Source organism: Nostoc sp. DedQUE12b, from assembly GCF_034530835.1.
Classification (GTDB): Bacteria; Cyanobacteriota; Cyanobacteriia; order Cyanobacteriales; family Nostocaceae; genus Nostoc.
This window is the reverse complement of the sequence record NZ_JAVRCI010000010.1, coordinates 74393-101121: the sequence shown is the minus strand read 5'-3', so window position 1 is coordinate 101121 and position 26729 is coordinate 74393. Positions and strand designations below refer to the sequence as shown.

Below are 26729 nucleotides of genomic sequence, written 5' to 3'. Positions count from 1 at the left end.
CATTCTGACTCATATCTCTTTGCTAGGATTTAGGATGATCAAAAAGACGCAGATATCTGTGACAATTGCAATTGTGTCATAATTGCACGCAGACATCTGCACTGGATGCGGTATTATCAACTTGATTACTCCTAGAGAAATTTTAGGGAATAAAAGTACTAACAGTGGTAACACTAACATCAAGGATGATACTTGGCAAGGCAGCAACACCCGCGATCGCCCTAATATCCTCTTGAAGCGAAAACATTTTTGTGTAAGGGTATCTAGTTCATTGTTGTGCAGCATAGCTTAAACAACATTCCCACTTTTTGGAGAAGTCGGAAATAGTCTAAAACTCCTAATGAAGGAATATCTCACAGCTTTCTCGCTTACTGGTTTCAACTTTTAGTTGGCACAAAAGCCCAGTTATGTATCTATATATAGTTAGGTTATTGCAAAGTTTTTTCGGAAAATAGTACTATTATTGAAGTTTTAATCTAAATCTTCAATCATCACTTTAATAGATATTGGTTAAGAAAAGCATTCACCTCATTGGCGCATAATCTGACATTAACTATTTTTCCTGCTTTTTTAAGAATGTCTAATCCTTTACCATTATTGCGGGGGTCTGGATCAAGTATAGATACATATATTTCATCTATTCGACAATCTTCAGCGATCGCTAAAGCACATGTAGGTGTGCGTCCATGAAAAGAACAAGGTTCAAGAGTTACATACATTTTCAAGAAGTTGAAAGCTTTGCCTTGAATCTGTTTAAGTGCGTTAGCCTCAGCATGGTGTTTTCCTGGTGCTTGCGTGTATCCTTGAGCTACTATCTCTTGACCATCTACGATCGCACAGCCTACTGGTGGGTTCGCCAAACATTCCGGCAAAGCTTTTCTGCTTTGAGCTAAAGCAGCCAGCATAAATATTTCATCCATATTTGAGCGTAAATTCTCTAGATAAATCACACTACCAAGAATTAGCTATCTATTGTTAAAAAAATTCCTATATCAAAATTTAGTAACTGTCACACTAATACCAGAATCCAGTTTAGGAACCTTGAGATACTCAATTGGTTCAGTACTTTGAGTCTTGGTTGGCTCCTGACATTGCTTAAAAAAAGCGCTTGGGTTATTGATGAACTCAAGCGGGTTAATTTTTTGGCATCCTCGCTCCTGCATCAGGGAAATTGATTCAGCAGTTTGTTTTGGATTATTAGTCTGTCCGCTAAAATTGCTCCATGTAGCGTTAATTGTAGCTGGTTCTGTAAATAAAACTCCAGCCTGATCGCGATCGCCTATTGTTGTAGGAACATTCTCCTGGTTAGCATAGGCACTATGACTGAAAGTGAGTGTGCTAATCACAACGGGTAAGATAATAGAAGAGGATTTCATAATTCCATCTCTCAACATTTAATGTCAGTTTAATAATTACAATTGCCTAAAACCAAAAACCAAAAAATAGAAGGCTAGCTTGAGTACTTCAGATTAACACAGGTAATAATAAATATAGGGAAACTTCATGAAAAATATAGTGAAATCTAGTAAAATATGGCTGAAGTTGGCCTACCTTGAACAATTTGCTTGAGGTATTCATCTGGTTAATTGAGATAGTAGCTGGATTTCCGCTGTCTTGTACTAGTCTGATGTAAACTAATTTATTGCTCTAACCACGCTGTCATTTGATACTCCTTTGTTAAGCTACTTTAAATTAAAGCTGGATAGAGTTGAAAATTAAATTTTGTGTAAATTAATTTTGTCTTACTACTTGTCTTCTAATCATTTGTACCGACTTAATTACCTGTACTAAGTCGGTCAGCGGAAAAATTTGTCGTAGGTAGCAAGCCATCAGACAAGAGGGAGGAGTAAAGATTAGGGACTTCCAGTTAAAAAAATATCCCGTCTTAGGGGCCCAAGACCTTGCGTCCCTACAAATCTATAAATAATTTGGGATAATTTATTTTTTGCAAGTCCCTTAAGCTGATTGTGAGTCCTTATAGGTTCAATACTCAAATCATGCAATTTTATGATTGCCAGTCCCGTATTATTCCCATTGACTATTATTCAAAGCAAGAATTCATTGTTAATTAAAGTTTTGAAGTAGCTTACGTAAATATCCATCTAGTCTTTCTATGTATCTCTTTTCATTGTCCAAAGCCTATCTCTGAAGTGTGTACATTGCTTATAGACTGGCACAATCTAACTATTCCTTACCTGAAAAATTGACTCCTCTTGTCTTTTTAAAATCAGCAAACCAAAAGTAAATATATTAGTATTTTGTATAAATTTTTTGTGAAGTTATTAAATTCAGTGTTCTTACATAATATGATAGTGATTGTTAGGTTACTAATTAATACTTGCGTTAGTAGTAACATAAAACTAAGTTAACAAAAATTAAGCCCAAAAAATGGAAAGCAACTCAATCAGGGATAAAATTGTAAGTTATCCTGGCTTTGCTGCCAGTCAAATATGAATTAAGTTAAAATTGTGACTTGCTAAACTATTAGTTAACTTCAGATATTGAAGAATCTCAGCAATAAGGTATTAGCTAACAATCAACCCAAATATTAATATCACAAGATAGACTACAGTGTTACTGGATTCGAAATTGTGAGAACAATCTGCTGTAAGTAAATAGTCTTTTTTTATAAAAGTTTACATATATTATGACGATGGAATCTTTACCACATTTTGAAGAAGTAAATATTCAGAAATACCTAGAAGTTCTTCAACGGCGTTGGCTACCTCTAGTTGGAATTTTCGCTATATCTGTTAGCCTTGGATGCTTATATGCATTTTCACTAAAACCTTCATACAAGGCAGAAGGAAGTTTGATGATTAAAACAAATCGCTCTTCTTCACTCACGGGCTTACCGGATGACATAGGACGCCTAGAAGCTTTGAATGTGAACGACAATCCCTTGGAAACTCAGGTGAGAGTTATTGGATCAAATCCAGTAATTGAGAAAACGATTAATTCCCTCAACCTTAAAGATAGTCAAGGCAAACTGCTCTCGATTCCCGACTTGGCAAAACAACTAAAAATAGAAGGAATTAAAGGCACTGATGTTGTACAACTTTCTTATAAAGGCGGCGATCCAAAGCTAGCAGCTAAAATCGTTAATGAAGTTATTGACAGTTATATCGATCTAAATATCAAGGCTAATCAGAATGAAGCGCGGACAGCCAAACAGGTTCTTGTAACGGAAGTACCTAAAGCTGAGGAAGTTGTCAGAAGAGCCGAATCAAAACTGCGGGTATTTAAAGAAACGAATAAAGTTGTTGTCCTAGAACAAGAAGCAGCCGCAGCAGTCGATACAATTTCTAAGTTAGGAAACCAAATTTCTCAAGCTTTAGCTCAACTAGATGATGTCAAGGGTCGTCTACAACAGTTAAGCAGTGAAGCTCAGGTAGATTCACGGCAAGGGGTAATTGAATCTGAATTGAGTCAAGCACCTGGAGTTCAGAAAGTGCTTGCTGAACTCCAAGAAACAGAAAGCAAACTAGCAATAGAGCGGACTCGTTTTGCACCTGAACACCCTACAATTACTAACTTAGAAGAAAAAGTCGTAGCTCTTAAGAACTTGCTAAAAGAGCGGACAGGACAAGTAGCTGGTGGAGCACAGATAACACAGGGAAGTTTACAGGTTGGACAACTACGGCAAAGCCTAATTGCAGATATTACTCGTGCCCAGGCAGAACGGGTTGGGCTAGAGAGACAAATTGCCACACTCAAACAACAGCAAAATGCCTATATAAAACGAGCAAATAATTTGCCAAGGCTAGAACAAAGTCAACGAGAGCTAGAACGGAAACTGCAAGCAGCTCAAACGACTTACGAAACACTTTTAAAGAAACGCCAAGAGATTGATATTGCACAGAACCAAAAAATTGCAAATGCTCGTGTCATTTCCTATGCTTTAATCCCTGATAAAGCAGAAGGGCCTCGGAAAATGCTGTTTATTGTTGGTGGAGCAGGAGTTGGTTTTTTCTTAGGTATCATTGTCGCCTTTACTTTAGACTTGATAGACCGCTCGGTAAAGACCGTCAAAGAAGCCAAAGAAGTCTTGAGATACAGTGTTTTGGGAGTAATTCCTACACAAGGTAGAAATGGTAAAGATCATTCTTCTATACCAGGACTGGATAGAGCTATTCCCAAAATTATTGGCAGAGATATTCCTTACTTCCCTGTTGGTAATGCATATCAAATACTACAAGTAAACTTGAAGTTCCTCTGTTCTGATAAACCGCTCAAAAGCATTGTAGTTACAAGTTCTGTTGCAAAAGAAGGAAAGTCTGACGTATCTGCAAATTTAGCTGTAACTATGGCTCAAGCGGGGCGTAGGGTGTTGTTGGTGGATGCAGATATGCGTCATCCCATACAGCATCATATCTGGGGGCTAACAAATACAATGGGACTAAGTAATATACTAATTAATCAAGCTTCTTTAGATACAGTTGTTCAGGAAGTAATGCCTAATCTGGAAGTTCTCACTTCTGGAGTTTTGCCTCCTAATCCAGTTGCAATGCTAGATTCTCAACGCATGGCAACATTAATTAGTAACTTTGGCAGAGATTATGATCTTGTCATTTTCGATACTCCTCCATTGTCAGGAATAGCAGATGCTGCTGTTTTAAGCACCTTGACTGACGGTATCTTATTAGTCGTTCGTCCTGGAGTAGTTGACTTGAACAGTGCAAATGCGGCTAAAGAGTTTTTAACTCAGTCAGGTCAGAAGGTATTAGGGATAGTCATCAATGGTGTGAATACTAAAAATGAACCTAATAATTATTTTTATGACACTAAGAAACGACAAATTGAACAAGATTTGGTATCTAGCAGCTTAACTAAATTTCGCAAAGAGCATTAACTTTTCTGATAAATTTTGAAAGCTACCATCACTACAACCATCTAAACCCAATTTTGTGACTGTAGAAATAATGGATAAAACTAAAATTAAAACTTCTTGTTTAATTAATAATTACAATTATGCTGATTTTCTTTCTGAGGCAATTGATAGCGCTTTAAATCAGACAGTTAAATTTGATGAGATTATCATTGTTGATGACGCATCCACAGATAATTCTACGGAAATTATCAACAAATTTACTCAATTAACTAATGTTAAATCTATCTTGAAAGAAAAAAACCAAGGACAATTATCATCTTTTAATGAAGGGTTTTTAGCTGCTAATGGTGACATTATATTTTTTTTAGATGCTGATGATATTTATGAACCTCAGTATTTAGAAAACGCCCTAAATTTTTACAATAGACGCAGTGAATGTGATTTTTTATTTTGTGCGTATAAAAAATTTGGAGCAGTAGAAGGGACATTTCAAGACGATGAAGTTGATTTAGATTTGGGTTATTCAGTAATTAGAACTTTATATAATAATGAATGGATTGGTTCCATAACTTCAACATTATCAATACGTAGAGAAATAGTCAGAAAATTTTTGCCTATTCCAAATATAGAAGATTGGCGTGTAAGGGCTGATGACTGTTTGGTATGGGGAGCTTCTTTGGTGGGGGCTAAAAAGTTTTATATGTCTAAACCTTTAGTAATGTATAGAATACATGAAAATAATCAATATCATAATAAGAGGTTTTTAGATGTAGACAAAAACTATGAATATAAAAGATTTTGGAAACGCAATTCCCTCTTTAATTATATTTTGCAAAAAAACAATTTTAACCCTCCGCTATTCTTAGCTTTCATATCTCTGAATGAGTTACAAACAATACCATGCCCAAAATATCACGATTTTGTTACTTATTTGAAAATAATATTTTTATTTGAGCATAGTTTTTATTGGAAAATAAAGGGTATAGTTTTCTTACTTAGCTATTTTTTAAAAATTTTGACTAGTGGTAAATTAAAAATTTTGTAAGCGCTCAATGATGTGAATTGCTGAATAAATCCACTTTCTTTTATATTTAAGGAAGTTAAAAAGTTGCATGAGCTAGATTGATTATAAATAATTGCATATGATTAATTTATAAACATAATGTTAAGCAAATTAAAAATTAAAAACTTCTCGAAATTTAAATCTCGTTCTGGGCTGCGTGCAATTATTGCTAATACAGGTTGGTTATTTGCTGACCGCATTCTACGTATGGGTGCAAGCTTAGTTGTAGGAGTATGGGTAGCACGTTATTTAGGAGTACAACAGTATGGTCTATTTAACTATGCTTTAGCTTTTGTTGCCTTATTCAGCCCAATTTTTACTCTCGGACTAGATGACGTAGTAGTTCGCCACCTTGTTCGTCAATCATCAAACAAAGAGGAAATTTTAGGAACTACTTTTTGGCTAAAATTTTTGGGTGGAATTGCTTCTGTTTTATTGGCAGTTAGCACGATGTTTTTGTTAGGTGAGCGTGAAACACTAAAGATATGGCTAGTTGCAATTTTAGGAATAGCAGGAGTTTTTAGGGCATCTGATACTATTGAACTGTGGTTTCAATCACAGGTGCAGTCAAAATATGCTGTAATCGCTAAAAACACGGCATTTCTGCTAAATACTCTGATCAAAATCGCATTAATTTTAACAAAAGCACCGTTGCTAGCTTTTGCTTTGGTAACATTAGCAGAATTTGCAATGAGTGCTATTGGCTTACTGATTGTTTACCAAGTCAAAGGATCTTCATTGTGGTTATGGCGTTGGAGCGTTGCGGCTGCCAAAACTCTTCTGAAAGAGAGTTTACCTCTAATTTTTTCGGGGTTTGCCATCATGATTTTTATGAGAATAGATCAGGTGATGTTAGGTCAAATGATTGGAGATAGTGAGGTTGGAATTTATTCTGCTGCTGTGCGTATTTCTGAAATTTGGTATTTTCTTCCAGCGGCTATTGTTTCTTCTGTTGCTCCGGCAATTTATGCAGCAAAGGAAAAATCAGAAAGTCTTTACTATCAGCGAATAGGACAATTACTCAGTCTAATGACATGTATATCTTTAGCAATTGCTCTTCCAATGTCCTTTTTATCTGACAAGATAATTATGGTGATGTTTGGAAGTGGATATGCAGAAGCAGGAGCAATATTAGCAGTTCATATTTGGACTTCTTTGTTTGTATTTATGGGTCTTGCAACATCACCTTGGTTTATTGCTGAAGGTTTAAACCACGTTTCTTTAGGTAAGACTTTATTTGGGGCAATACTAAACATTATTCTCAATCTATTATTGATTCCTAAATATGCAGGACTTGGAGCTGCGATCGCAACAATAATCTCTCAAGCTGCTGCTGCTTTTATATGCAACGCATTTGATTCAAGAACACAAAAGCTATTTAAAATTCAGGTGCGATCGCTTATTCATTTTTACAAATACTAATCGTTATTATTTAAAGTTTATATGATCCAAACACCAGTAACTTTTATTATTTTTAAACGCCCCCAAACAACAGAAAAAGTTTTTGAGGCGATTCGCCAAGCCAAGCCAACAAAACTTTTTGTAATTGCAGATGGGCCCCGTACTGACCGCGAAGGTGAGGCAGAAAAATGCGAAGCTACTAGGGCAATTATTGAGAAAGTTGATTGGGATTGTGAAGTAATTAAGAATTATTCTGATGTCAACTTAGGTTGTGCAAAGCGGGTATCAAGTGGTTTAGATTGGGTCTTTAATAATGTTGAAGAGACAATTATTTTAGAAGATGATTGTATTCCTCACCCAACTTTTTTCAGGTTTAGTCAAGAACTGCTGGAAAAATATAGAAATGATACCAGAATCGCCACAATCTCTGCTCAAAATCTTCAAATTGAACAAAAACGTACAAATTACAGTTACTATTTTTCTCGCTACAACCACTGCTGGGGTTGGGCAAGTTGGAGGCGTGCTTGGCAACATTATGATTTGACTATCAAACTCTGGAAAGAGGTGCAAGCAGAAAACCTTTTACATGACATTCTTGTAGACCAAAAAGCGGTAAATTCTTGGCAACGAATATTTCAATCTGTTTATGACAATCCTACAGGTATAACCTGGGATTACCAATGGACATTTGCTTGTTGGATGCAGGGAAGCTTAAGTATTATTCCCAATGTCAATTTAATCTCTAATGTTGGTGTTGGTGTAGACGCAACTCATTTTACTTCAAATCAAGAATTTTCTTTCATCAATATGTCGATGCAAGCAATGGAATTCCCATTAAAGCATCCACCATTTATTGTCAGGAATGTAGAAGCAGATAATTTTACACAGAAAACAGTCTATAAAGCAACTGCATTGGACATTTTTAAAGAGGAAGTGAAGAAAAGATTGAATTACTCAGTGATAAAAAAATAGATTAATTAAATATCCCAAATGAAAGTAAAATTAACAGAAAAAATATTAACTATCTTGCTATTACTCATTGCTGTGGGGGCATTAACAATACACCCTGCGCAAGAAGTCTCCATGTCTACCCTTGGAGGTGATAAGCTAGATACTTTGTTCAACATAGTTTCATATTTAATCCTATTTTATTTCCTAATTTTATACTGGAAAGGTTTTCTTTATGTAATTACTAGAAGTCCATTACAGTTTTTTTTAATAGCAATAGTTATATTTTCTCTTTTATGGTCAGAAGACTTAAGTTCTAGTCTTACTTATCTAAGAGGTCTAATCCGCATATATTTTCTTGCAATCTATTTAGCAATGCGTTATTCCCTTAAGGAACAAATTAAGCTGATAGCTTGGGCGCTTGGCATAGCTGCATCATTATCTATGTTATTTTCTGCATTCGTACCAGGTTATATTCACGAATCACCTGAATTAGTAGGTATGTGGAGTGGAATTTATGGTCATAAAAATGAATTAGGTTACATGATGGCTTGGAGTGCAGGAGTTTTTTTGCACCTTGCTCTTAGCGGCCATCGATATCGCTGGTTGATGTGGGCACTATGTGGGATATCTGTATGTCTAATTATCCTCTCACGTTCAACAACATCTTTAACGATATTATTGACAATGGTATTACTTTTACCTTTCTACAGATCGCTGAAGAGAACTAATTATAAATTACAAGTTATTATGATTACTTCAACTTTGATGTTAATGATAGTTTTTTCAATATTACTTCTCAACAATATCGAAACTGTAGTTGGTACTTCTGGTAAAGACCTTACCTTCAATGGGCGCTCTGACCTCTGGGAGCTAGTAATTTCTAAGATTTTGGAAAGACCTTGGCTCGGTTATGGATTTTCGGGATTTTGGACTAGTAATGCTGCATCTAAATTAAGAGCTACTTATGATTGGGCAAGTAATGCTCACAATGGTTTTTTAGAAATATTTTTAGAATTAGGATTTTTAGGTTTTTTGACTTTCGCAGCAGGGTTTGTCCGGTTTTTTTTCATGGCATTGACTCGAATTATTTCTGTCGCGAAAAAACCGGAAGATTATTGGCCAATGCAGATACTAATTATTATTATCATAGTTAATTTTTCAGAAGCCAGATTATTAACTCCTAGCTGGAATTGGTTAATGTATGTCACTACGTCATTATCTTTAACTCTTGAATATCAACGAAACCATAAAAATATTTTAGTCAATTAGTTTTATGGCGGTCATAAATAGTTTTATTGATTATTAAGTTAATAAAAATGAAAATTTTACATATTAGTACCCATGATATTAATGGCGGTGCAGCAAGGGCTGCATATCGTTTACATACAGGTTTGCAGGATATAGGACTACAGTCACAAATGTTAGTTCAGGAAAAATATAGTAATGATAAAACAGTAATTGCACCTAAAATTAGACTATTTCAAGGCATCGCTAAGGCAAAGTTAACAGTTGAAAGTTTACCATTAAAGCTTTATCGCCAAAAGAAAAATACTCCATTTTTTACTCAATGGTTGCCAGATAGAGTTATTCCGAAAGTTGCTCAGATTAATCCAGATATAATCAATTTGCATTGGATTAGCGGAGGTTTTATGCAAATAGAAACATTTGCTAAACTGAAGCGTCCTCTAGTTTGGACTCTCCATGATATGTGGGGGTTTACTGGAGGGTGTCACGTAACTGGAGAATGCGATCGCTACAAAATATCCTGTGGGGCTTGTCCTCAACTCAACAGTGGCAATGAATGGGATTTATCCCGTTGGGTATGGCAGCGCAAAGTAAAAGCTTGGAAAAATTTAAATTTAACTCTGGTTTCACCAAGTTCTTGGTTAGCAGAGTGCGCTCGTTCTAGCTCTTTATTCCAAAATTTGCGAATTGAGGTAATTCCCCACGGACTAAATACTCAAAAATATCGACCGATTAATCAACATTTTGCACGAGAAGCACTCAATCTACCTCAAGATAAAAAGCTGATACTCTTTGGAGCGATAGAAGCAACAAGCGATAGAAATAAAGGATTTCATTTGTTGCAACCAGCTTTACAAGAATTGAGGAAATCTGGCTGGAAGGATGGCTTGGAAGTTGTGATTTTTGGAGCATCTCAACCCGAAAATCCACCTGATTTAGGTTTCAAAACCCACTATCTAGGACACTTACATGATGCTATATCTTTAGCAACTGTTTACTCAGCTGCTGATGTAATGCTTGTACCGTCTCTCCAAGAATCTTTTGGACAGACAGCTTCGGAATCATTCGCTTGTGGTACTCCAGTTGTGGCGTTTAATTCTACTGGCTTAAAAGATATTGTTGATCATCAGCAGAACGGCTATTTGGCTAAACCTTATGAAGTTGAGGATTTTGCCAAAGGAATTACCTGGGTTCTTGAAAATGAACAGAGGTTGCAAAAACTGTCATTTTATGCTCGTGAGAAAGCCGAGCAAGAATTTACCCTGGAACTTCAAGCCCGTCGTTATTCAGCTTTGTTTCAGGAAATATTGATGATAGCAAAGAAATCTTCATTGAGTAATTAACTTAGTAAATCAATACTTCATAATATGTCAATACCTATAGCTTTTATAATTTGTACAGAACCTGGTCGTTTAGAAGGTCAATCTTTGATGCTTGCAGAAAGTATTCGGAAGTTCTGCGGCGAATTGAAAAATACACCTATATATAGTTTTCATCCTAGAGTAGGTGAACCGATTTTAAAGCAAACCCAACAAGCCTTTGAAGCATTGCAGGTGATTCATCAACAAATTCCCATAAATCGAGAATTTCATGAATATTATTTAGCTAATAAGCCCCTAGTTTGTGCCTATGCGGAACAAAATATTGATGCAGAAATATTGGTTTTTTTAGACAGTGACAAATGCTTTTTTTCTGAACCAAAAGAATTTTTCTTGCCCGTAGATTGTAATGTACGGATGCGTCCTGAGTACGGTCAAGGAATTGGTTCTACAGGCCTGCAAGATCCTCAAGAATGGTATTGGCAAAAACTATATGAAGTACTGGGAGTAAAGCGTGAGGTATTTGTTGACACACCAATTGGTAATAAAAGAATCAGAGCCTACTGGAATTCTGGTTTGATTGCTGTAAGAAAGAGTGCGGGTATATTTACAACTTGGAAAGAGAATTTTGAAAAAGTAATGCGCTTGGATATTACTCCTCCCCAGGGTATTTATTTTGTTGAGCAGTCTGTTTTGTCTGTAACTTTATGTGCTTTGGAAGAAAATGTTGAACATCTTCCCCCTAATTATAGTTATCCATTACCTTTACATAACCGTTTATCAAAAGAACTACAAATTAAACATTGGGATGATATTGTATCCATTCATTATTTCAACTTATTTTTTTATAACGATTGGTATGGACAAATAAAAAGATTGAAAAAATTTAATGTCAATTCCGAGAAATATCAATGGTTATGTGAAGAGGTTGTCAGACTTAATATGCCTCGTGTATCAGTTTGGCATCGATATTTGTTGAGAGTCAGAAGAATGGAACAAAAGCTCAAAAGCTTTAATTTAGATATTAATTTTAGTGGCTGGATAGAAAGCAGGGTTAAGTTTTAAACCTATCTAACAATAATGGAAGGTATAAATTTGATGCTTAAGATATGAATAACATTTGTCAAAAATGCGTGTAATTTTATTACTTAGATTAATTATTGTTGTGCATATTATCTGAGGCAAATGAGATGAAAAAAGCGAATATAGCTGTAATTATGACATGTTATAACAGACGGAATACAACTCTTGCATGTCTAAATGCTTTATATCAGCAAAAAAATCATTGTGATGTTTATTTAACTGATGATGGAAGTTCTGACGGGACTACAGAGGCTGTTAAAGCAGAATATCCAGAAGTAAAAATTCTTCAGGGTAATGGCAATTTATTTTGGGTCGGAGGAATGCATCTCGCTTTTGGTGAGGCAATCAAATATCAATATGATTATTATCTGTGGTTGAATGATGACACATTTTTGGGAGCCAATGCTGTGAGTAAACTATTACAGGTTCATCAAAATTTGACAGAACTTGGTTATCCAGACTCAATTGTAGTTGGTTCAACTAAAGACTCAATTACAGGAAAAGCAACCTATGGAGGAGCAGTAAAATCTAAAAAGTGGTACTCTAATAAGTTTGAATTTTTAGAACCAAGTTCAGTTATCCAAAAATGCGATGCTATGTATGGTAACTGCGTGTTAATTCCTAAAAGTGTTACCGCCAAAGTTGGCAATATTGATACAGCTTTTGTTCATAGTCTAGGAGATTTAGATTATGCCCTGAGAGCGCGTAAATTGGGTTGTAAAATATGGGTAGCTCCTGGGTATATTGGTACTTGTACTAAAAACTCTATCCGCAATAGTTGGGCAGATACCAATTTAAATCTATTAGAACGCTTAAAAAAAGTACTAGAAATTAAAGGATTTCCATTGAAATCATGGACTATATTTTGTAGCAGACATTCTGGGCCATTCTGGATATTGTACTGGTTCTTACCCTATATTAGAGCAATTATTGGCTACAAAAATTTGGCAATCTCTCCCACATTTTCTGAGGATATTAATCAAACTAGTTCAGGAGTTTAATACTTGCAAAAGAGTCATTATTGAATGAAATTTCCATAAGTTATAAGTATCTTAGTAATTTGACAAATGTAATTTCAAATTATAAAATAATAATCTGCAATCATTTTATGGGTAAACGCTTACTGATTGTCTCAACCCTCGATTCTAGTCAGCCATTTGGTGCATTTACGAGACCTTTTTATCTAGGACAATATCTTACTAAACATTTTGATGTTTTTCAGCTAGGTTTAGATTGTTCATCTGTGAATTATGCACCTTCTTTTTCTATTGGCTCAAGAAGTTTAAAGTCATATATTCAATCTATAGAAAAGTGCATCGACGAGTTTTGTCCAGACATTGTGTATGCTCAGGAAACACTCCCTGGATTGGCTGCTTTAGTTTCACTAAAGCTTAGAAAACACAGTAGTTCCTCTCTTGTCTTAGACTTTCATACATTTTCGCCTTATGAATACTGGATGCGCTTGTTTTCAGTTGCCAATCCTTTCAAAGAGTTTGCACAATGTATTAAGACATATATTGCTCAGGGAATTTTAATATTCTCTGGTAGTCCAATAATTGCAGCAAGTGAATCAATTCCTAAACTAATTTCTCAATGGTATGGAAAAACTCCACAACAAATTTATTCTATCGGGAATGGAGTAACTGAAGACTTACTTAATAATGAGGTTTTTCCAGATAAAGACCCCTATCAAGCATTCAGACCAGCTAAAATAGTGGTTATTATTGCTCCCAAAACATTTCAATTTCCAAGTAATGATATGTCTGTATCAATGACTATTGAGGTCGCTAAACGCCTTGAAAGTCATCAAGGAAAAGTACATTTTGTTGTCATTGGTAGGGATAGTAGTGATATTGCAGAACCAATACCCTCTAATATTTCTTTTTTAGGATTTTTACCTAAAAGGGAAGATTTTATCACCCATTTGAAATATGCAGATATTGCTTTGTTGCCATTTTCAAAACAAGCAGTAGCAGGTGGTGCTCGCAATAAAGCATTAGATTATTTTGCTAGTAGAAAATTAGTTGTATCGACACCAGAAGGCTTGCGAGGTTTAGAAGAATTTCGGAACTTAGAACATCTGTTAGTAACAGGATACTCTAGCGAAGAAGTCGCTACTACAATACTTGATGCTGCTTCAAATATCGATACATATCAATCACTTGTAGATACAGCATATACTTTAATTACAGAAAAGTATTCCTGGAATGCAAGATCACAGAATATCGCAGACATCCTCATGAAAATAAGTGCTTTTTAGTTATATTTAGATAAGAGTTTTTAACTAAAAAACTTATATATTTCAATATTTTATTATTGAAGTTTTGTCAATTAATTTTACAATGCTAACCTTTCCATTGAGATAACATCTCATATTTATCAAAAGAAAAACAAGATATGAAAAAGCGATTTTCTTATAAAATTATTGGTGCTCAAGTGGATGCACTCTCTATCCTTGACTTAAATTTATTGATTGAAGAATCTATTGAGCAAGATGAAAAATGGATTATTGCTAATCACAACTTACATAGTCTTTATCTCTTGCATAACGATCTAAAAATGCAAGCTTTTTATTCCAAGGCCGAATATACCCATATTGATAGTATGCCTTTAGTGTTTATTGGAAAGCTGTTGGGTTTTCCAATTAAACGTGAACAAAGAGTAACCTATGCTGACTGGGTATGGCCTTTGATGGCAGAAGCTGCTACTAAAGGCTGGCGTGTATTCTATTTAGGTTCAAAACCAGGAGTTGCTGAAAAAGCAGCAAATATTTTATGCGAGAAATTTCCTGGTTTACAGATTGCTTGCGCTCATGGCTATATTGATATAGATAAAGATAGTCAAGAAAATCTCGCCACTGTAGCTGCAATTAATGCTTACAAACCCCATATATTAATGGTGGGAATGGGTATGCCACGCCAAGAGTATTGGATTTACGAAAATCTTGAACATCTTCATACCAACACTATTTTGACTAGTGGAGCCTGTATGGACTATATAGCAGGAGCAATACCTACTCCTCCTCGCTGGATGGGAAAAGTGGGGTTGGAATGGTTGTATCGCTTGTTATCTGAACCGAAAAGACTTTGGAGACGTTACTTACTTGAGCCTTGGTTTGTTGGGACATTATTTTTACGAGAAATTTGGAGTATCTCAAGTAAACAAAAAAAAAATAACCTGCTGGTATTTCTAAGTACGAAATTTCACAAGTTCGTAGCGTTATCGAGTTTCTCAAAGCCTTACCAGTAGGTTGCTCAATTCGTCACGAATTTATGGAATGTTGTACCAAGGTTTAATGATTAATTAGTCAGTAATTCTTCTTCAACTTCCATAATCGTGAATCACAAAAAATATCTCCATCTATTTTGCTTAGAATAATACTTAAAAGTGCTATAGCAGTGTCCGGCATAGTGAGGTACATTTTCCAATCTACTAACCTTGGTAAACAAGATTTGGGTGTACCTCAGTTGCTAAGGAAATGCTATATTTACGTCTGGACGGAGTATTAAGTTGATTCCTGAAAAGCCTGAGCTATAGCATTGCGGGCAGATTTAGGTTGCAGGTTTTCATCGAAGGGAAGCGGACGCAGAAATTTCCAAAGATTTGGATTGCCTCTAAAGATTTTTCTTGGCATCCAGTCGGGATGACGTATCCAGGTATGGCGATCGGTAAGTCCCCATGTAATGACAGTATCGACTTTAGCCGCAAAGCATAGATCAAGATATCGCTTGTAACTATCGGCTACCATCTGGTCTAGCTTTTTAATACTATCGGGCAATGGCGTATCAATAATAATATCTAATTCTGTGATTATTGGTTTAACTTCAAGATCGTTAAGCCGTTTTAAGACGGAATTAAATCCTTTCTCGTCAAAACTATAGGCAGTAGAAAACCATAGATGTGATTGGATACCTGCCCCGTCAATTTTAACGCCACTATTCTTCAGATATTCGACCATTTTTAAGAAACGATCTGATTTCCATGTAGCGCCTTCGATGCCAAAATCGTTTAGATAGAATTTCTTGCTGTTATCAACTGAAGCGGCAATTAAAAATAAGTCTCGAATTAATTCTGGCTTTACCCCTTTACGCAAACCGTAGGTAGCATTGTCAGTTTCATTTTCATTATCAGCGATAATTTCATTGGCAATATCCCAAGACTTTAAAACGGGACTATTGCGATAATGCCCCATGACTCCTTTAACATGGCGTTCGATCATCTTAAGTGTAGGGGGGTATGTTGCCCAGTCTGGTCTTCCCATGTGCCAGAAAAGGGTATGCCCGTGTAAGTCTATATTATGCTTTTGGCAGAAATTGGCGATCGCATCTGCTGATTCAAAGGTAAATTGTCCTGGCTGTGGTTCAGTGGCGTTCCATTTTAATTCACCATTCGGTGTCACAATCGAACATTCACGAGCAATCAGGTTAGCGTAATCCTTCTCTTTTAGCAAAATATCACTAGCAATTGCTGCGCCATAACGCTTTCCTTTGGCGGCAGCTAATTGCCGAAGGGGAGAATTATTAATTGTATAATTTGCTGCAATATAATCCGTGCTATGGTCTTTTTTTTGCTTATCCTTTTGCAAAAACCCCATAGTCAATAAGGCAGAAAGGGTAGTATATCCTGCTCTTGTTAAAAATTTTCTCCGATAAGGCATAAATTACACTTAAGAAAAAACACATTGATTATTATTTTACCGTATAAAAAATATACTGATTATTATTTTACTGTAATTCCCCAAGAATATACGGTGTTTTTCCCAAATAAAATTATAAGCTTATACTAAGTGGCAAACATAAAAATTTATGAGTATTACATCTAGCGCAAAATTGGATTAAACTATAACGCATGTTCGATTTAAATCAATCACTATATTTTTACATCTCAGCAATAAAGATGCTAACCTGATATATAACGATCGTTCGATATAAATAAGCTAAATCATGCCAAAGATTGTTGACCATGAGCAATACCGTAAAGAACTGCTCGACAAGTGCTTTGATTTATTTGCCCAAAAAGGCTATGGTTCCATCACTATGCGCCAAATTGCTGAGGGATTAGGGGTTTCTACTGGTACGTTGTACCACTATTTTCCTAGTAAGCAAACTCTATTTGAGCAATTGGCCCAGGAGATTTGTGAGCAAGACTTAAGTACAGCATTAGCTGAACTACAAGGAGCGCAAACGCTACAAGAATCAATGGAAGCACTAGGAAGATATCTAGTGAAAAACGAAGATTACTTCATTAAATGGACTTACATTTGGATTGATTTTTGCCAACACAAAGACTCTAAAGAAATGTTAAAAAATAGCATTTTTAAGCGGAATAATCAGCGCTATCAGGAGGCGATTTGCGATTTATTTGGTATTCAAGATTCAGTATTGGCTTCCTTTCTTTTGAGTTTTGTAGATGGTTTAATTCTGGAGAAGTTATGGGGTAATGAAACAATTGATTTTATTGAACAATGTGCGTTGTTAGGCAAAATACTGACAGCATATTTACCGCAACATACAGCAGAAATAAAAGTTTAAACGGAGGTTATATCACGTTTTGAGAGTTAGGCTATGTATCTCATGCTTGTTGCAACCTGCTATATGTATAATATATTAACCTGAATTGTTTTTGACAAAACTGACTCATTTAATATAAATAAAATAAGTTTTTAGGAGAGTAAAATACATGGTTCAAAAACTGTCAGAAAAAGCTTCTAAAAAAGGGTTAATTACATTAGTAATTGCAGCTACTGCAATTACAGGTGGAATTGTTACTTATGGGATTTCTCAGTTTGGATTAGTTGGTCAAACCGAGAAATCTGAGCCTGTTGAAACCACGCCCAACATTCAAAAAGTGGCTGCATTAGGACGGCTAGAACCGGAAGCTGAGGTAATTAGCTTGTTTGCGCCTTTAGCATTGGATGGCGATCGCATTGCCCGAATTCTAGTCAAAGAAGGTGATCGCGTTAAAGCCGGACAGGTGGTAGCAATTTTAGATGCCCGCGATCGCTTGCAAACTGCTGTAATACAAGCCCAACAACAAGTCAGAGTTGCTCAAGCTAAACTCGCTCAAGTGCAAGCAGGAGCAAAAGCAGGAGAAATTCAGGCCCAGCAGGCAAGCGTTGAACGTCTCCAGGCCCAATCCCAAGGAGACAAAACAGCGCAACAGGAAGCGATATTCCGCATAGAGGCACAGTGGGAAGGCGACAGAATAGCGCAAGAGGCAACCATTAAGAAGCTAGAGGCAGAACTCAAAAATGCCGAAGCCGAATATCAACGTTATCGGCAGCTCTATTCTCAAGGTGCAGTTTCTAATTCTTTGTACGATAGCAAGGGTTTGACTGTAGAAACTGCCAAACAGCAAGTAGACGAAGCCAAAGCAGTTCTCAACCGGATTAACACTACTGCTAGCAAACAACTTGCCGAAGCCAAAGCAGCACTTGCCCGTACTAACGCCACTGGTAGCAAGCAAGTCAGTGAAGCCAAAGCCACACTTACTAGTATTGCAGAAGTCCGACCTGTAGATGTCGCCGCAGCCAAGACAGAAGTTGAAAATGCGATCGCCACACTCAAACATGCCCAAACCGAGTTAGCGGGTGCTTACATCAAAGCACCGATGGCGGGACAAATCATCAAAATTCATACGCGAGTTGGAGAAAAAATTAGTGATTCTGGCATTGCAGAGTTAGCGCAAACAAACCAGATGATGGCAGTAGCAGAAGTTTATCAAACCGACATCGGTAAAGTGAAACTAGGACAACAGGCAGTGATTAGCAGTCAGGCATTTATCGGTGAACTGCGAGGAACCGTTGCTCAAATTGGTTTGCAGGTGAATAGACAAAACGTTTTCAGCAACCAGCCAGGGGAGAACCTTGATAGCCGAGTAGTTGAGGTGAAAATTCGCCTCAATCCTGAAGACAGCAAACGAGTTGCAGGTTTCACTAACTTACAGATACAGACAGCAATTGAAATATAGTTGTTGTCTGGTGTATTCCGGCATTTTTATCAGGTGAATTCAATCATGATTAAAGTCATATACCTTTTGCTTTGTGTACTTGGCTTTGTTCTACCTTACTCCCAGTTTGTTCCATTTATCTTAGAGCATGGTCTTGATATAAAGCTGTTTTTTGAACAACTCTTTGCTAACAAAATTTCTGGTTTTTTTGGCATGGATGTTATTGTTTCATCCCTAGTTCTCTGGACATTCATATTTTGGGAAGGAACACGTCTGAAAATGCAAAATCTCTGGGTTTACGTTGTCTGTAATCTTTTAGTTGGTGTTTCTTTAGGTCTTCCCTTATTTCTTTTCATGCGAGAACGCCAGCTTGAACAGCAAGCTGAAACACTGAGTTATTAAAGGGTTTTTTTATATGTTTTCTAAACTATTTCGCAAAACACCGCTAGCATGGCGGCAGTTAATGAAAGAAAAAACCCGTCTGGCTGTTGCAGTCGCAGGTATTACCTTTGCCGATATGCTGATGTTTATCCAGCTAGGGTTTGAAAGTGCGCTTTTTGATGCTGCTGTCAAACCTCATCGCAATTTACAGGCAGACTTGGTTTTAATTAGTCCCCAATTTCAAACTTTATTTTCTGTAAAAAACTTTTCTAGAGAACGGCTATATCAAACATTAGGTTATGAAGGTGTTCAGTCAGTTAATTCTGTCTACATCAGCACCGGACAGTGGCGAAATCCGGAAACACGTCTTGAGCGTGCCATTTTGGTTTGGGGTGTAGATCCGGCACAACCCGCATTTAAATCGTCCGAAATTAAGCAAAATCAAGAGCATCTTAAACAGTTGTATCAAGTTCTGTTTGACCAGGCAGGTCGTCCAGAATACGGAACAGTTGCCGATATCTTTAAGAATACAGGCAAATTTAACACGGAACTAAATAGTAAAGCCGTCTTTGTAAAGGGCTTGTTTACTGATGGTGCTTCCTTTGCAGCCGACGGTAATGTGATCACCAGTGACTCTACTTTTCTCCAGCTATTTCCAGAACGTAAACCTGATCGCATCGAAGTTGGGTTAATCACACTTAAAACAGATGCCGATGTAGAAAAAGTGCGATCGCAACTTGTCGATGGACTGCCTAAAGATGTCAGAGTCTTGACTCCAGAAGAGTTTGCCAAAGTGGAGAGAACTTACTGGGAAGAAGGTACTGGCATTGGTTTTATTTTCGGTTTAGGTACAGCAGTTGGGTTTATTGTTGGCATCGTGATTGTCTACCAAATCCTTTACTCCGATGTTTCTGATCACTTGCCAGAATACGCCACCCTCAAAGCAATGGGATACACCGATAACTATCTCTTAGGAGTTCTAATTCAAGAAGCGTTGTTATTGGCTATCTTAGGTTTTCTGCCTGGATTCATCCTTTCTTTTGGGTTGTATCAAGTCACTTACGCTGCAACGATGCTTCCTATTTTTATGAAAATGGAACGGGCAATACAAGTTTGGATTTTGACTGTGATAATGTGTAGTGTTTCTGGAGCGATCGCAATGCGGAAGTTACGATCTGCTGACCCTGCTGATGTTTTTTAGACGCGATGAATTGTGCCTGTACAAGAGACGCGATTAATTGCGTCTGTACAAAAATTAGTAGTTATCTCCCCAATGCCCTATAAAATCTTATGTTGCAAAAATCTCTACCAGTAAATCCCGATTCAACACTTTCTACTTTAGAATCTGTAATTTCTGTTAGTAACCTTAACCACTATTTTGGTGAAGGTGCGCTTCGCAAACAAGTATTATTCGATATTAATTTGGAGATTACTGCTGGAGAAATCGTTATTATGACTGGTCCCTCTGGATCGGGGAAAACCACCTTGTTAACCTTAATGGGTGGATTGCGTTCTGCTCAAGAAGGTAGTCTCAAAATTTTAGGAGAGGAAATTCGTGGCGCTAAAAAGCTGCAATTAACTAAACTTCGCCGCCAGATTGGCTATATTTTCCAGGCTCATAACCTGATGACTTTTTTGACAGCGAGAGAAAATGTGCGGATGTCCTTAGAGTTGCATGAGGATTTTCTGAATCAGGATATCAATGCCAAAGCGATCGCTATTTTGGAAACTGTCGGTTTAGGCGATCGTGTAAATTACTACCCAGAGAAACTGTCTGGAGGGCAAAAACAACGGGTTGCGATCGCTCGTGCTTTAGTTAGCCATCCTAAGATTGTCTTAGCAGATGAACCCACTGCTGCACTCGACAAAAAATCTGGGCGTGATGTCGTAGAAATAATGCAGAAGCTAGCTAAAGAACAAGGATGTACGATTTTGCTAGTTACCCACGATAACCGCATCCTCGATATTGCCGATCGCATCATTTATATGGAAGATGGTCAGTTGAAGACCGATGGTGTAGATTCTATCACAACAAGCAAGTAATACTAATTCGTAATTTGCAAAAATCTATGAATAAAGAATCACCTCAATTCATCAACCATATTGTTTCAAGTTTGCAGTCAATTGAGGGAATTACAGCTGTCTCATTAGGTGGTTCACGGGCACGAGGCAACCATACCCTAAAGTCAGATGTGGATTTGGGAATTTATTACAATCCAGAAAACCCGCCCGATTTAATTGCTTTAAATCGCCTCGCTTGTGAGCTTGATGATAACCATCGCGTAAATTTGATTACTGCGATCGGGGAATGGGGAAAGTGGATTAATGGTGGTGGTTGGCTAAAGGTTCAAGGTGTAGGTGTAGATTTTCTCTATCGCGATTTGGTGAAGGTAAATCGTGTCATTGATGATTGCCATGCTGGACAAATTACTATTGATTATCAACCAGGACATCCTCATGGTTTTGTATCTTCGATTTATATGGGAGAAATTGCTCTTTGTCAGGTACTTTATGACCCTAATAGTGTTTTAGAAGCTTTGAAGCTCAAAACAAAGCCTTATCCAGTTGGGCTGAAACAGGCAACTATTGATACTTTCGCCTGGGAAATAAGTTTCTCGCTGTTGGTCGCAAAAAAGGCGATCGCCCGCAATGATGTTGTTTACGCAGCAGGTTGTTGTTTCCGCAGTGTGGCGTGTATGAATCAAGTTTTATTTGCGCTCAATGAAGATTACCTGTTGAATGAAAAAGGGGCGATCGCAGTTGCTAATAAGTTTGCTATTTGCCCGCAGGACTATCAACAAAAGGTTGAGCGAGCATTTACACTTTTAGCTGCCGATGCAAAATCAATAACTGAGGCGATCGCGATTATTGATGCGATTGAGGATGATTTGAGTCAATGGTATGGAAACCGGCGATTAACAATGTAATATTCCCGTCCCTGTACCCCACAAAAAAGAATAAATTATCTAAAACTCCTTTAAAACAAGGACTTTGGTCATTGAGTACATTATTAATACATATTAATAGATGCAGTATTGCGGATGAGATATTAATAGATGCAGTATTGATTGAAAGTTAATTTAAGACCCTAAAGGTATCAACATATCCTTTAAACACGGAGTAAATCCTACCGTGAAATTTTTAATGCAGATAATACGTTTACTTTCTAGTACTGGCTATTTCTGATTCTTATATTCATACGTTCTGATAATGCAGCTTAGAGGCGGGGACAAAAATCATATTATGAACAAAACCTTTGCAACCATCGACGGGAATGAGGCTGTTGCCCGTGTTGCTTACAAATTAAATGAAGTGATTGTTATTTATCCCATCACCCCCTCTTCAGCAATGGGTGAATGGGCAGATGCTTGGTCAGCAGAAAGTCGTCCCAACCTCTGGGGTACTATTCCCAGCGTCGTGCAGATGCAGAGCGAAGGGGGAGCGGCTGGTGCTGTACATGGAGCATTGCAAACAGGCTCCCTGAGTACCACTTTCACGGCATCTCAGGGATTATTGTTGATGATACCCAACTTTTATAAAATTGCTGGTGAACTGACTAGCGCCGTGGTTCACGTTGCTGCCCGTTCTTTGGCTACCCATGCGTTATCAATTTTTGGTGATCATAGCGATGTGATGGCAGCCCGTGCTACTGGCTTTGCCCTGCTGTGTTCCGCTTCCGTGCAGGAAAGCCAAGATTTTGCTCTCATCGCCCATGCTGCTACCCTAGAGACGCGAGTCTCGTTTATGCATTTCTTTGATGGCTTCCGTACTTCCCATGAAGTGCAGAAAGTCAAATTGCTGTCAGATGATGATTTGCGATCGCTCATCCCCGATCATCTCATACTTGCCCACCGCAGCCGTGCCCTCACTCCAGATCGTCCAGTCTTGCGCGGTACTGCCCAAAACCCCGATGTCTACTTTCAAGGGCGTGAAGGTGCTAACCCTTACTACAAAACTTGTCCAGATATTGTCCAGCGCATCATGGATGAATTTGGAGAACGCACGGGAAGGCATTATAAAATCTATGAATATTACGGCGCTAACGATGCTGATCGCGTTATCGTTCTTATGGGTTCAGGTTGTGAAACTGTCCATGAAACAGTAGATTACCTTAACGCCCGTGGTGAAAAACTTGGTGTAGTGAAAGTACGGCTTTACCGCCCCTTTGATGTCCAAAGGTTTGTTGCAGTATTACCAACTAGTGTACAAGCGATCGCAGTTCTCGACCGTACCAAAGAAGCAGGTAGCGCCGGTGAGCCTTTGTATTTGGATGTCGTAGCTGCTATTCATGAAACGTGGGGAGATAAGAGAGCAGGGGGAGAAAATACTTCCTCATCTCCTAAAATTATTGGTGGTCGTTATGGTCTTTCTTCTAAGGAATTTACTCCGGCGATGGTGAAGGGCATTTTTGATAACCTTGCTCAAGCTAAATCGAAAAATCACTTTACTATTGGGATTAATGACGATGTTAGTCATACTTCCTTGAGCTTTGACCCTAATTTCTCTACAGAATCGGATAACGTTGTTCGGGCAATGTTCTATGGGCTGGGCGCGGATGGTACAGTTGGGGCTAACAAAAATTCCATCAAGATTATTGGTGAAGAAACCGACAATTACGCCCAAGGCTACTTTGTCTACGATTCCAAGAAATCTGGCTCGATGACCGTTTCTCACCTACGCTTCGGCAAAGAGCCAATTCGTTCCACCTACTTAATTGGCCAAGCCAACTTTATTGGTTGTCATCACTGGGGATTTCTGGAACGCATAGATATTTTGAAGGCTGCTATTCCTGGGGCGACTTTGCTGCTGAACAGTCCATACAATGCAGATACCGTTTGGGAATATCTGCCGCTAAAGGTACAGCAGCAAATTATCGACAAGCATTTGAAGTTATATGTGATAAATGCCAGCCAGGTTGCCCGTGAAAATGGCATGGGTGGCAGAATTAACACCATTATGCAAGTATGCTTCTTTGCATTAGCGGGTGTCTTGCCGCAAGAAGAAGCGATCGCTAAAATCAAACAAGCAATTGAAAAAACCTATGGTAAAAAAGGCGTAGAAGTTGTCCGCATGAACCTGCAAGCTGTAGACAACACCTTAGACAACTTGCATAAAGTAGATGTCCCCCAAACAATCCTAACTCCTAACTCCTCACTCCTAACTCCTCACTCCTCACTTAACCCCGCTCCCAAATTTGTACAAGAAGTTCTGGGCAAAATCATCGTGTGGGAAGGTGATGATTTACCTGTTAGCACACTACCAGTTGATGGCATTTTTCCCGTAGGTACTGCCAAGTGGGAAAAACGTAACGTTGCCGAAGAGATACCTGTGTGGGAGCCGGATGTCTGCGTTCAATGTGGTAAGTGCGTAATGGTTTGTCCCCACAGCGCCATCCGGGCAAAAGCTTATCAAGCGGATGAGTTAGTTAATGCACCAGAAACTTTCAAGTCAACTGGTGCAAAAGATAAAGACTTTGCCAATCAAAAATTTACCATTCAAGTTGCCCCAGAAGATTGCACAGGATGCACTATTTGTGTAAATATTTGCCCTGCTAAAGATAAATCTGAGCCATTGCGGAAAGCGATTAACATGGCACAGCAGTTGCCATTGCGGGAACAAGAGCGAAAAAACTGGGATTTCTTTTTGAGTTTACCTAATCCTGACAGGCGATCGCTAAAATTAAACCAGATTCGCCAACAACAACTGCAAGAACCTTTATTTGAATTCTCTGGTGCTTGTGCAGGTTGTGGTGAAACACCTTATTTAAAACTATTAACACAACTGTTTGGCGATCGCGCCGTCATCGCCAATGCTACAGGTTGTTCATCAATTTATGGTGGTAATCTCCCCACAACACCTTGGACAACTAACGCCGAAGGACGAGGCCCGGCGTGGTCAAATAATCTATTTGAAGATAACGCCGAATTTGGTTTTGGCTTCCGTCTCTCTCTCGACAAACAAGCTGAGTTTGCGGCGGAATTGTTGCAGCAGTTGGGGAGTGAAATCGATGAAAACCTTGTTTATTCAATCCTGAAAGCTGAACAAAAATCTGAGGCTGACATTTGGGAACAGCGCGAAAGAATAGAACTGTTGCAGCAGAAGTTAGATGAAATCGTAACTTTCGATCATAATCGTTCGACTGAGCGGCTTGTGCCGAGCGGAGCCGAGGTAAGCCGAAGTCTAAAATCCAAAATCCAAAATCTAAAATCCGTTGCAGATTACTTGGTGAGAAAAAGCGTCTGGATTGTTGGCGGTGACGGTTGGGCTTATGATATTGACTTTGGCGGCATCGATCATGTGATTGCTAGTGGTCGAAATGTGAATATCTTAATAATGGATACAGAAGTGTATTCTAATACAGGCGGTCAATCTTCTAAAGCTACGCCACGAGCCGCAGTTGCTAAATATGCCGCCAGTGGTAAGCCAGCACCAAAGAAAGACTTAGGGATGATTGCCATGACCTACGGAAATGTCTACGTAGCGAGTGTAGCCCTTGGCGCTAGAGATGAACATACCCTGAAAGCATTTCTGGAGGCAGAAGCTTATGATGGGCCATCAATAATTATTGCTTACAGCCATTGCATAGCCCACGGCATAAATATGACCACAGGGATGAATCATCAGAAAACTTTGGTAGAATCAGGTCGTTGGTTGCTGTATCGGCATAATCCAGAGTTGCTTAACCAGGGTAAAAATCCATTGCAATTGGATATGCGATCGCCTACACAATCTGTAGAACATTCGATGTATCAAGAAAATCGCTTCAAGATGCTCACCAAGAGCAAACCCGACGTTGCCAAGCAATTGTTAGAACAAGCTCAAGCTGAAGTAGATGCCCGTTGGCAGATGTACCAATATTTGGCAAAACGCGATATTCTCTGAACATTAACCCTAACTTTAGTTATAAAAATTGCGACTTAACTAACTCAAGTCGCAATTTTCGTTATAAAAACCCATTATTTTTGTTACAAACATCAGAATTTTCGTTACAAAAAACCATTTTGGTTACTAAATTCATTATTTTTGTTACAAACATTAGAATTTTCGTTATAAAAAAACCATTTTGGTTACTAAATTCATTATTTTCGTGACAAACATCAGAGTTTTCGTTACAAAAGCACCATTTTAGCTACTCAAATCGTTATTTTCGTTACTAACGCTATGGTTTAAGGTGTGTTGAACCCAAACTTTAGTCAACAAACGCGCAAATGTTGGGTTTCATTCCTCAACACAATCTGTAAAAAGAGTGCAATGTCTACGATGGACTGTGACGCTCAAATGCAAGAGCCTGTTGCAGACCAGACTCACTAACGCAACTCTTGGAGACGCTGCGTGTAGCTTGTTTCCCCGTAGGGATACGCTATCGGTGACGCAAAAACTTTATATAGCACTTCCTAAAATTCACTATAACTTTATCAAAATCATACCCAGCTTCTTGACAATGCTTAGATATTTATAAGAGTATTTAAGTGATTTAACGGTTATCAAAGTAATTTTTGCTTGCAAA

General features: G+C 37.9%; 21 protein-coding genes. 17 read left to right on the top strand and 4 right to left on the bottom strand.

The window, feature by feature from the left end; all coding sequences use genetic code 11:
* Positions 1–9: 9 nt before the first annotated feature.
* The 3 genes from RMY16_RS07830 to RMY16_RS07820 all read right to left on the bottom strand — a co-directional run bounded on the left by RMY16_RS07830 (position 10) and on the right by RMY16_RS07820 (position 1376).
* Positions 10–285: a hypothetical protein gene (locus RMY16_RS07830; RefSeq protein WP_322735905.1), complete on the bottom strand. Its 276-nt coding sequence runs from the start codon at positions 283–285 to the stop codon at positions 10–12.
* 206 nt (positions 286–491) lie between these two features.
* A complete protein-coding gene (locus tag RMY16_RS07825; RefSeq protein ID WP_322735904.1) occupies positions 492–920 on the bottom strand; it encodes a bifunctional diaminohydroxyphosphoribosylaminopyrimidine deaminase/5-amino-6-(5-phosphoribosylamino)uracil reductase RibD in 429 nt (142 codons plus the stop codon).
* A 72-nt stretch (positions 921–992) separates the two neighbouring features.
* Positions 993–1376, bottom strand: a complete 384-nt coding sequence (locus RMY16_RS07820) for a hypothetical protein (protein ID WP_322735903.1) — start codon at positions 1374–1376, stop codon at positions 993–995.
* Between the two features lie 1271 nt (positions 1377–2647).
* Between RMY16_RS07820 and RMY16_RS07815 the strand changes: the two genes are divergently transcribed.
* The 10 genes from RMY16_RS07815 to RMY16_RS07770 all read left to right on the top strand — a co-directional run bounded on the left by RMY16_RS07815 (position 2648) and on the right by RMY16_RS07770 (position 15142).
* Positions 2648–4852 carry a polysaccharide biosynthesis tyrosine autokinase gene (locus tag RMY16_RS07815; protein ID WP_322735902.1) on the top strand — a complete coding sequence of 735 codons (2205 nt, stop codon included), beginning with the start codon at positions 2648–2650 and terminating at the stop codon, positions 4850–4852.
* A 55-nt stretch (positions 4853–4907) separates the two neighbouring features.
* Positions 4908–5876 (top strand): glycosyltransferase family 2 protein, encoded by a 969-nt coding sequence (locus RMY16_RS07810; protein WP_322735901.1) that lies wholly within the window; start codon positions 4908–4910, stop codon positions 5874–5876.
* Positions 5877–5993: 117 nt separating this feature from the next.
* Complete coding sequence (locus RMY16_RS07805; RefSeq protein WP_322735900.1) at positions 5994–7316, top strand: flippase; 1323 nt, start codon at positions 5994–5996, stop codon at positions 7314–7316.
* Positions 7317–7340: 24 nt separating this feature from the next.
* Positions 7341–8267: a glycosyltransferase family 2 protein gene (locus RMY16_RS07800; protein ID WP_322735918.1), complete on the top strand. Its 927-nt coding sequence runs from the start codon at positions 7341–7343 to the stop codon at positions 8265–8267.
* 18 nt (positions 8268–8285) lie between these two features.
* Complete coding sequence (locus RMY16_RS07795) at positions 8286–9515, top strand: O-antigen ligase (RefSeq protein WP_322735899.1); 1230 nt, start codon at positions 8286–8288, stop codon at positions 9513–9515.
* 47 nt (positions 9516–9562) lie between these two features.
* Positions 9563–10834, top strand: coding sequence for a glycosyltransferase family 4 protein (locus tag RMY16_RS07790; RefSeq protein WP_322735898.1), 1272 nt, complete (start codon positions 9563–9565; stop codon positions 10832–10834).
* A gap of 24 nt (positions 10835–10858) precedes the next feature.
* Complete coding sequence (locus tag RMY16_RS07785) at positions 10859–11875, top strand: hypothetical protein (RefSeq protein ID WP_322735897.1); 1017 nt, start codon at positions 10859–10861, stop codon at positions 11873–11875.
* 125 nt (positions 11876–12000) lie between these two features.
* A complete protein-coding gene (locus RMY16_RS07780; protein WP_322735896.1) occupies positions 12001–12894 on the top strand; it encodes a glycosyltransferase family 2 protein in 894 nt (297 codons plus the stop codon).
* A gap of 107 nt (positions 12895–13001) precedes the next feature.
* The gene (locus tag RMY16_RS07775) at positions 13002–14153 is read left to right on the top strand and encodes a glycosyltransferase family 4 protein (protein ID WP_322735895.1); all 1152 of its coding nucleotides are present in this window, start codon (positions 13002–13004) and stop codon (positions 14151–14153) included.
* Between the two features lie 137 nt (positions 14154–14290).
* Positions 14291–15142 carry a WecB/TagA/CpsF family glycosyltransferase gene (locus RMY16_RS07770; protein ID WP_322659395.1) on the top strand — a complete coding sequence of 284 codons (852 nt, stop codon included), beginning with the start codon at positions 14291–14293 and terminating at the stop codon, positions 15140–15142.
* Between the two features lie 256 nt (positions 15143–15398).
* Here the strand turns inward: RMY16_RS07770 and RMY16_RS07765 are convergent, their stop codons facing one another.
* Positions 15399–16550, bottom strand: coding sequence for an endo-1,4-beta-xylanase (locus RMY16_RS07765; protein WP_322735894.1), 1152 nt, complete (start codon positions 16548–16550; stop codon positions 15399–15401).
* Positions 16551–16836: 286 nt separating this feature from the next.
* Between RMY16_RS07765 and RMY16_RS07760 the strand changes: the two genes are divergently transcribed.
* The 7 genes from RMY16_RS07760 to nifJ all read left to right on the top strand — a co-directional run bounded on the left by RMY16_RS07760 (position 16837) and on the right by nifJ (position 26104).
* Entirely contained in the window at positions 16837–17424 is a 588-nt protein-coding gene (locus RMY16_RS07760; RefSeq protein ID WP_322735893.1) for a TetR/AcrR family transcriptional regulator, read from the top strand.
* A 148-nt stretch (positions 17425–17572) separates the two neighbouring features.
* The gene (locus tag RMY16_RS07755) at positions 17573–18862 is read left to right on the top strand and encodes an ABC exporter membrane fusion protein (protein ID WP_322735892.1); all 1290 of its coding nucleotides are present in this window, start codon (positions 17573–17575) and stop codon (positions 18860–18862) included.
* Between the two features lie 45 nt (positions 18863–18907).
* On the top strand, positions 18908–19243 hold the full coding sequence (locus RMY16_RS07750; protein ID WP_322735891.1) for a DUF2834 domain-containing protein: 336 nt from the start codon (positions 18908–18910) through the stop codon (positions 19241–19243).
* Between the two features lie 13 nt (positions 19244–19256).
* Positions 19257–20423, top strand: a complete 1167-nt coding sequence (gene devC / locus RMY16_RS07745; protein WP_322735890.1) for an ABC transporter permease DevC — start codon at positions 19257–19259, stop codon at positions 20421–20423.
* A gap of 89 nt (positions 20424–20512) precedes the next feature.
* Complete coding sequence (locus tag RMY16_RS07740) at positions 20513–21265, top strand: DevA family ABC transporter ATP-binding protein (RefSeq protein ID WP_322735889.1); 753 nt, start codon at positions 20513–20515, stop codon at positions 21263–21265.
* Between the two features lie 26 nt (positions 21266–21291).
* Complete coding sequence (locus RMY16_RS07735; RefSeq protein WP_322735888.1) at positions 21292–22149, top strand: nucleotidyltransferase domain-containing protein; 858 nt, start codon at positions 21292–21294, stop codon at positions 22147–22149.
* 316 nt (positions 22150–22465) lie between these two features.
* Positions 22466–26104: a pyruvate:ferredoxin (flavodoxin) oxidoreductase gene (nifJ, locus tag RMY16_RS07730; protein ID WP_322735887.1), complete on the top strand. Its 3639-nt coding sequence runs from the start codon at positions 22466–22468 to the stop codon at positions 26102–26104.
* The last annotated feature ends 625 nt before the right edge of the window (positions 26105–26729 follow it).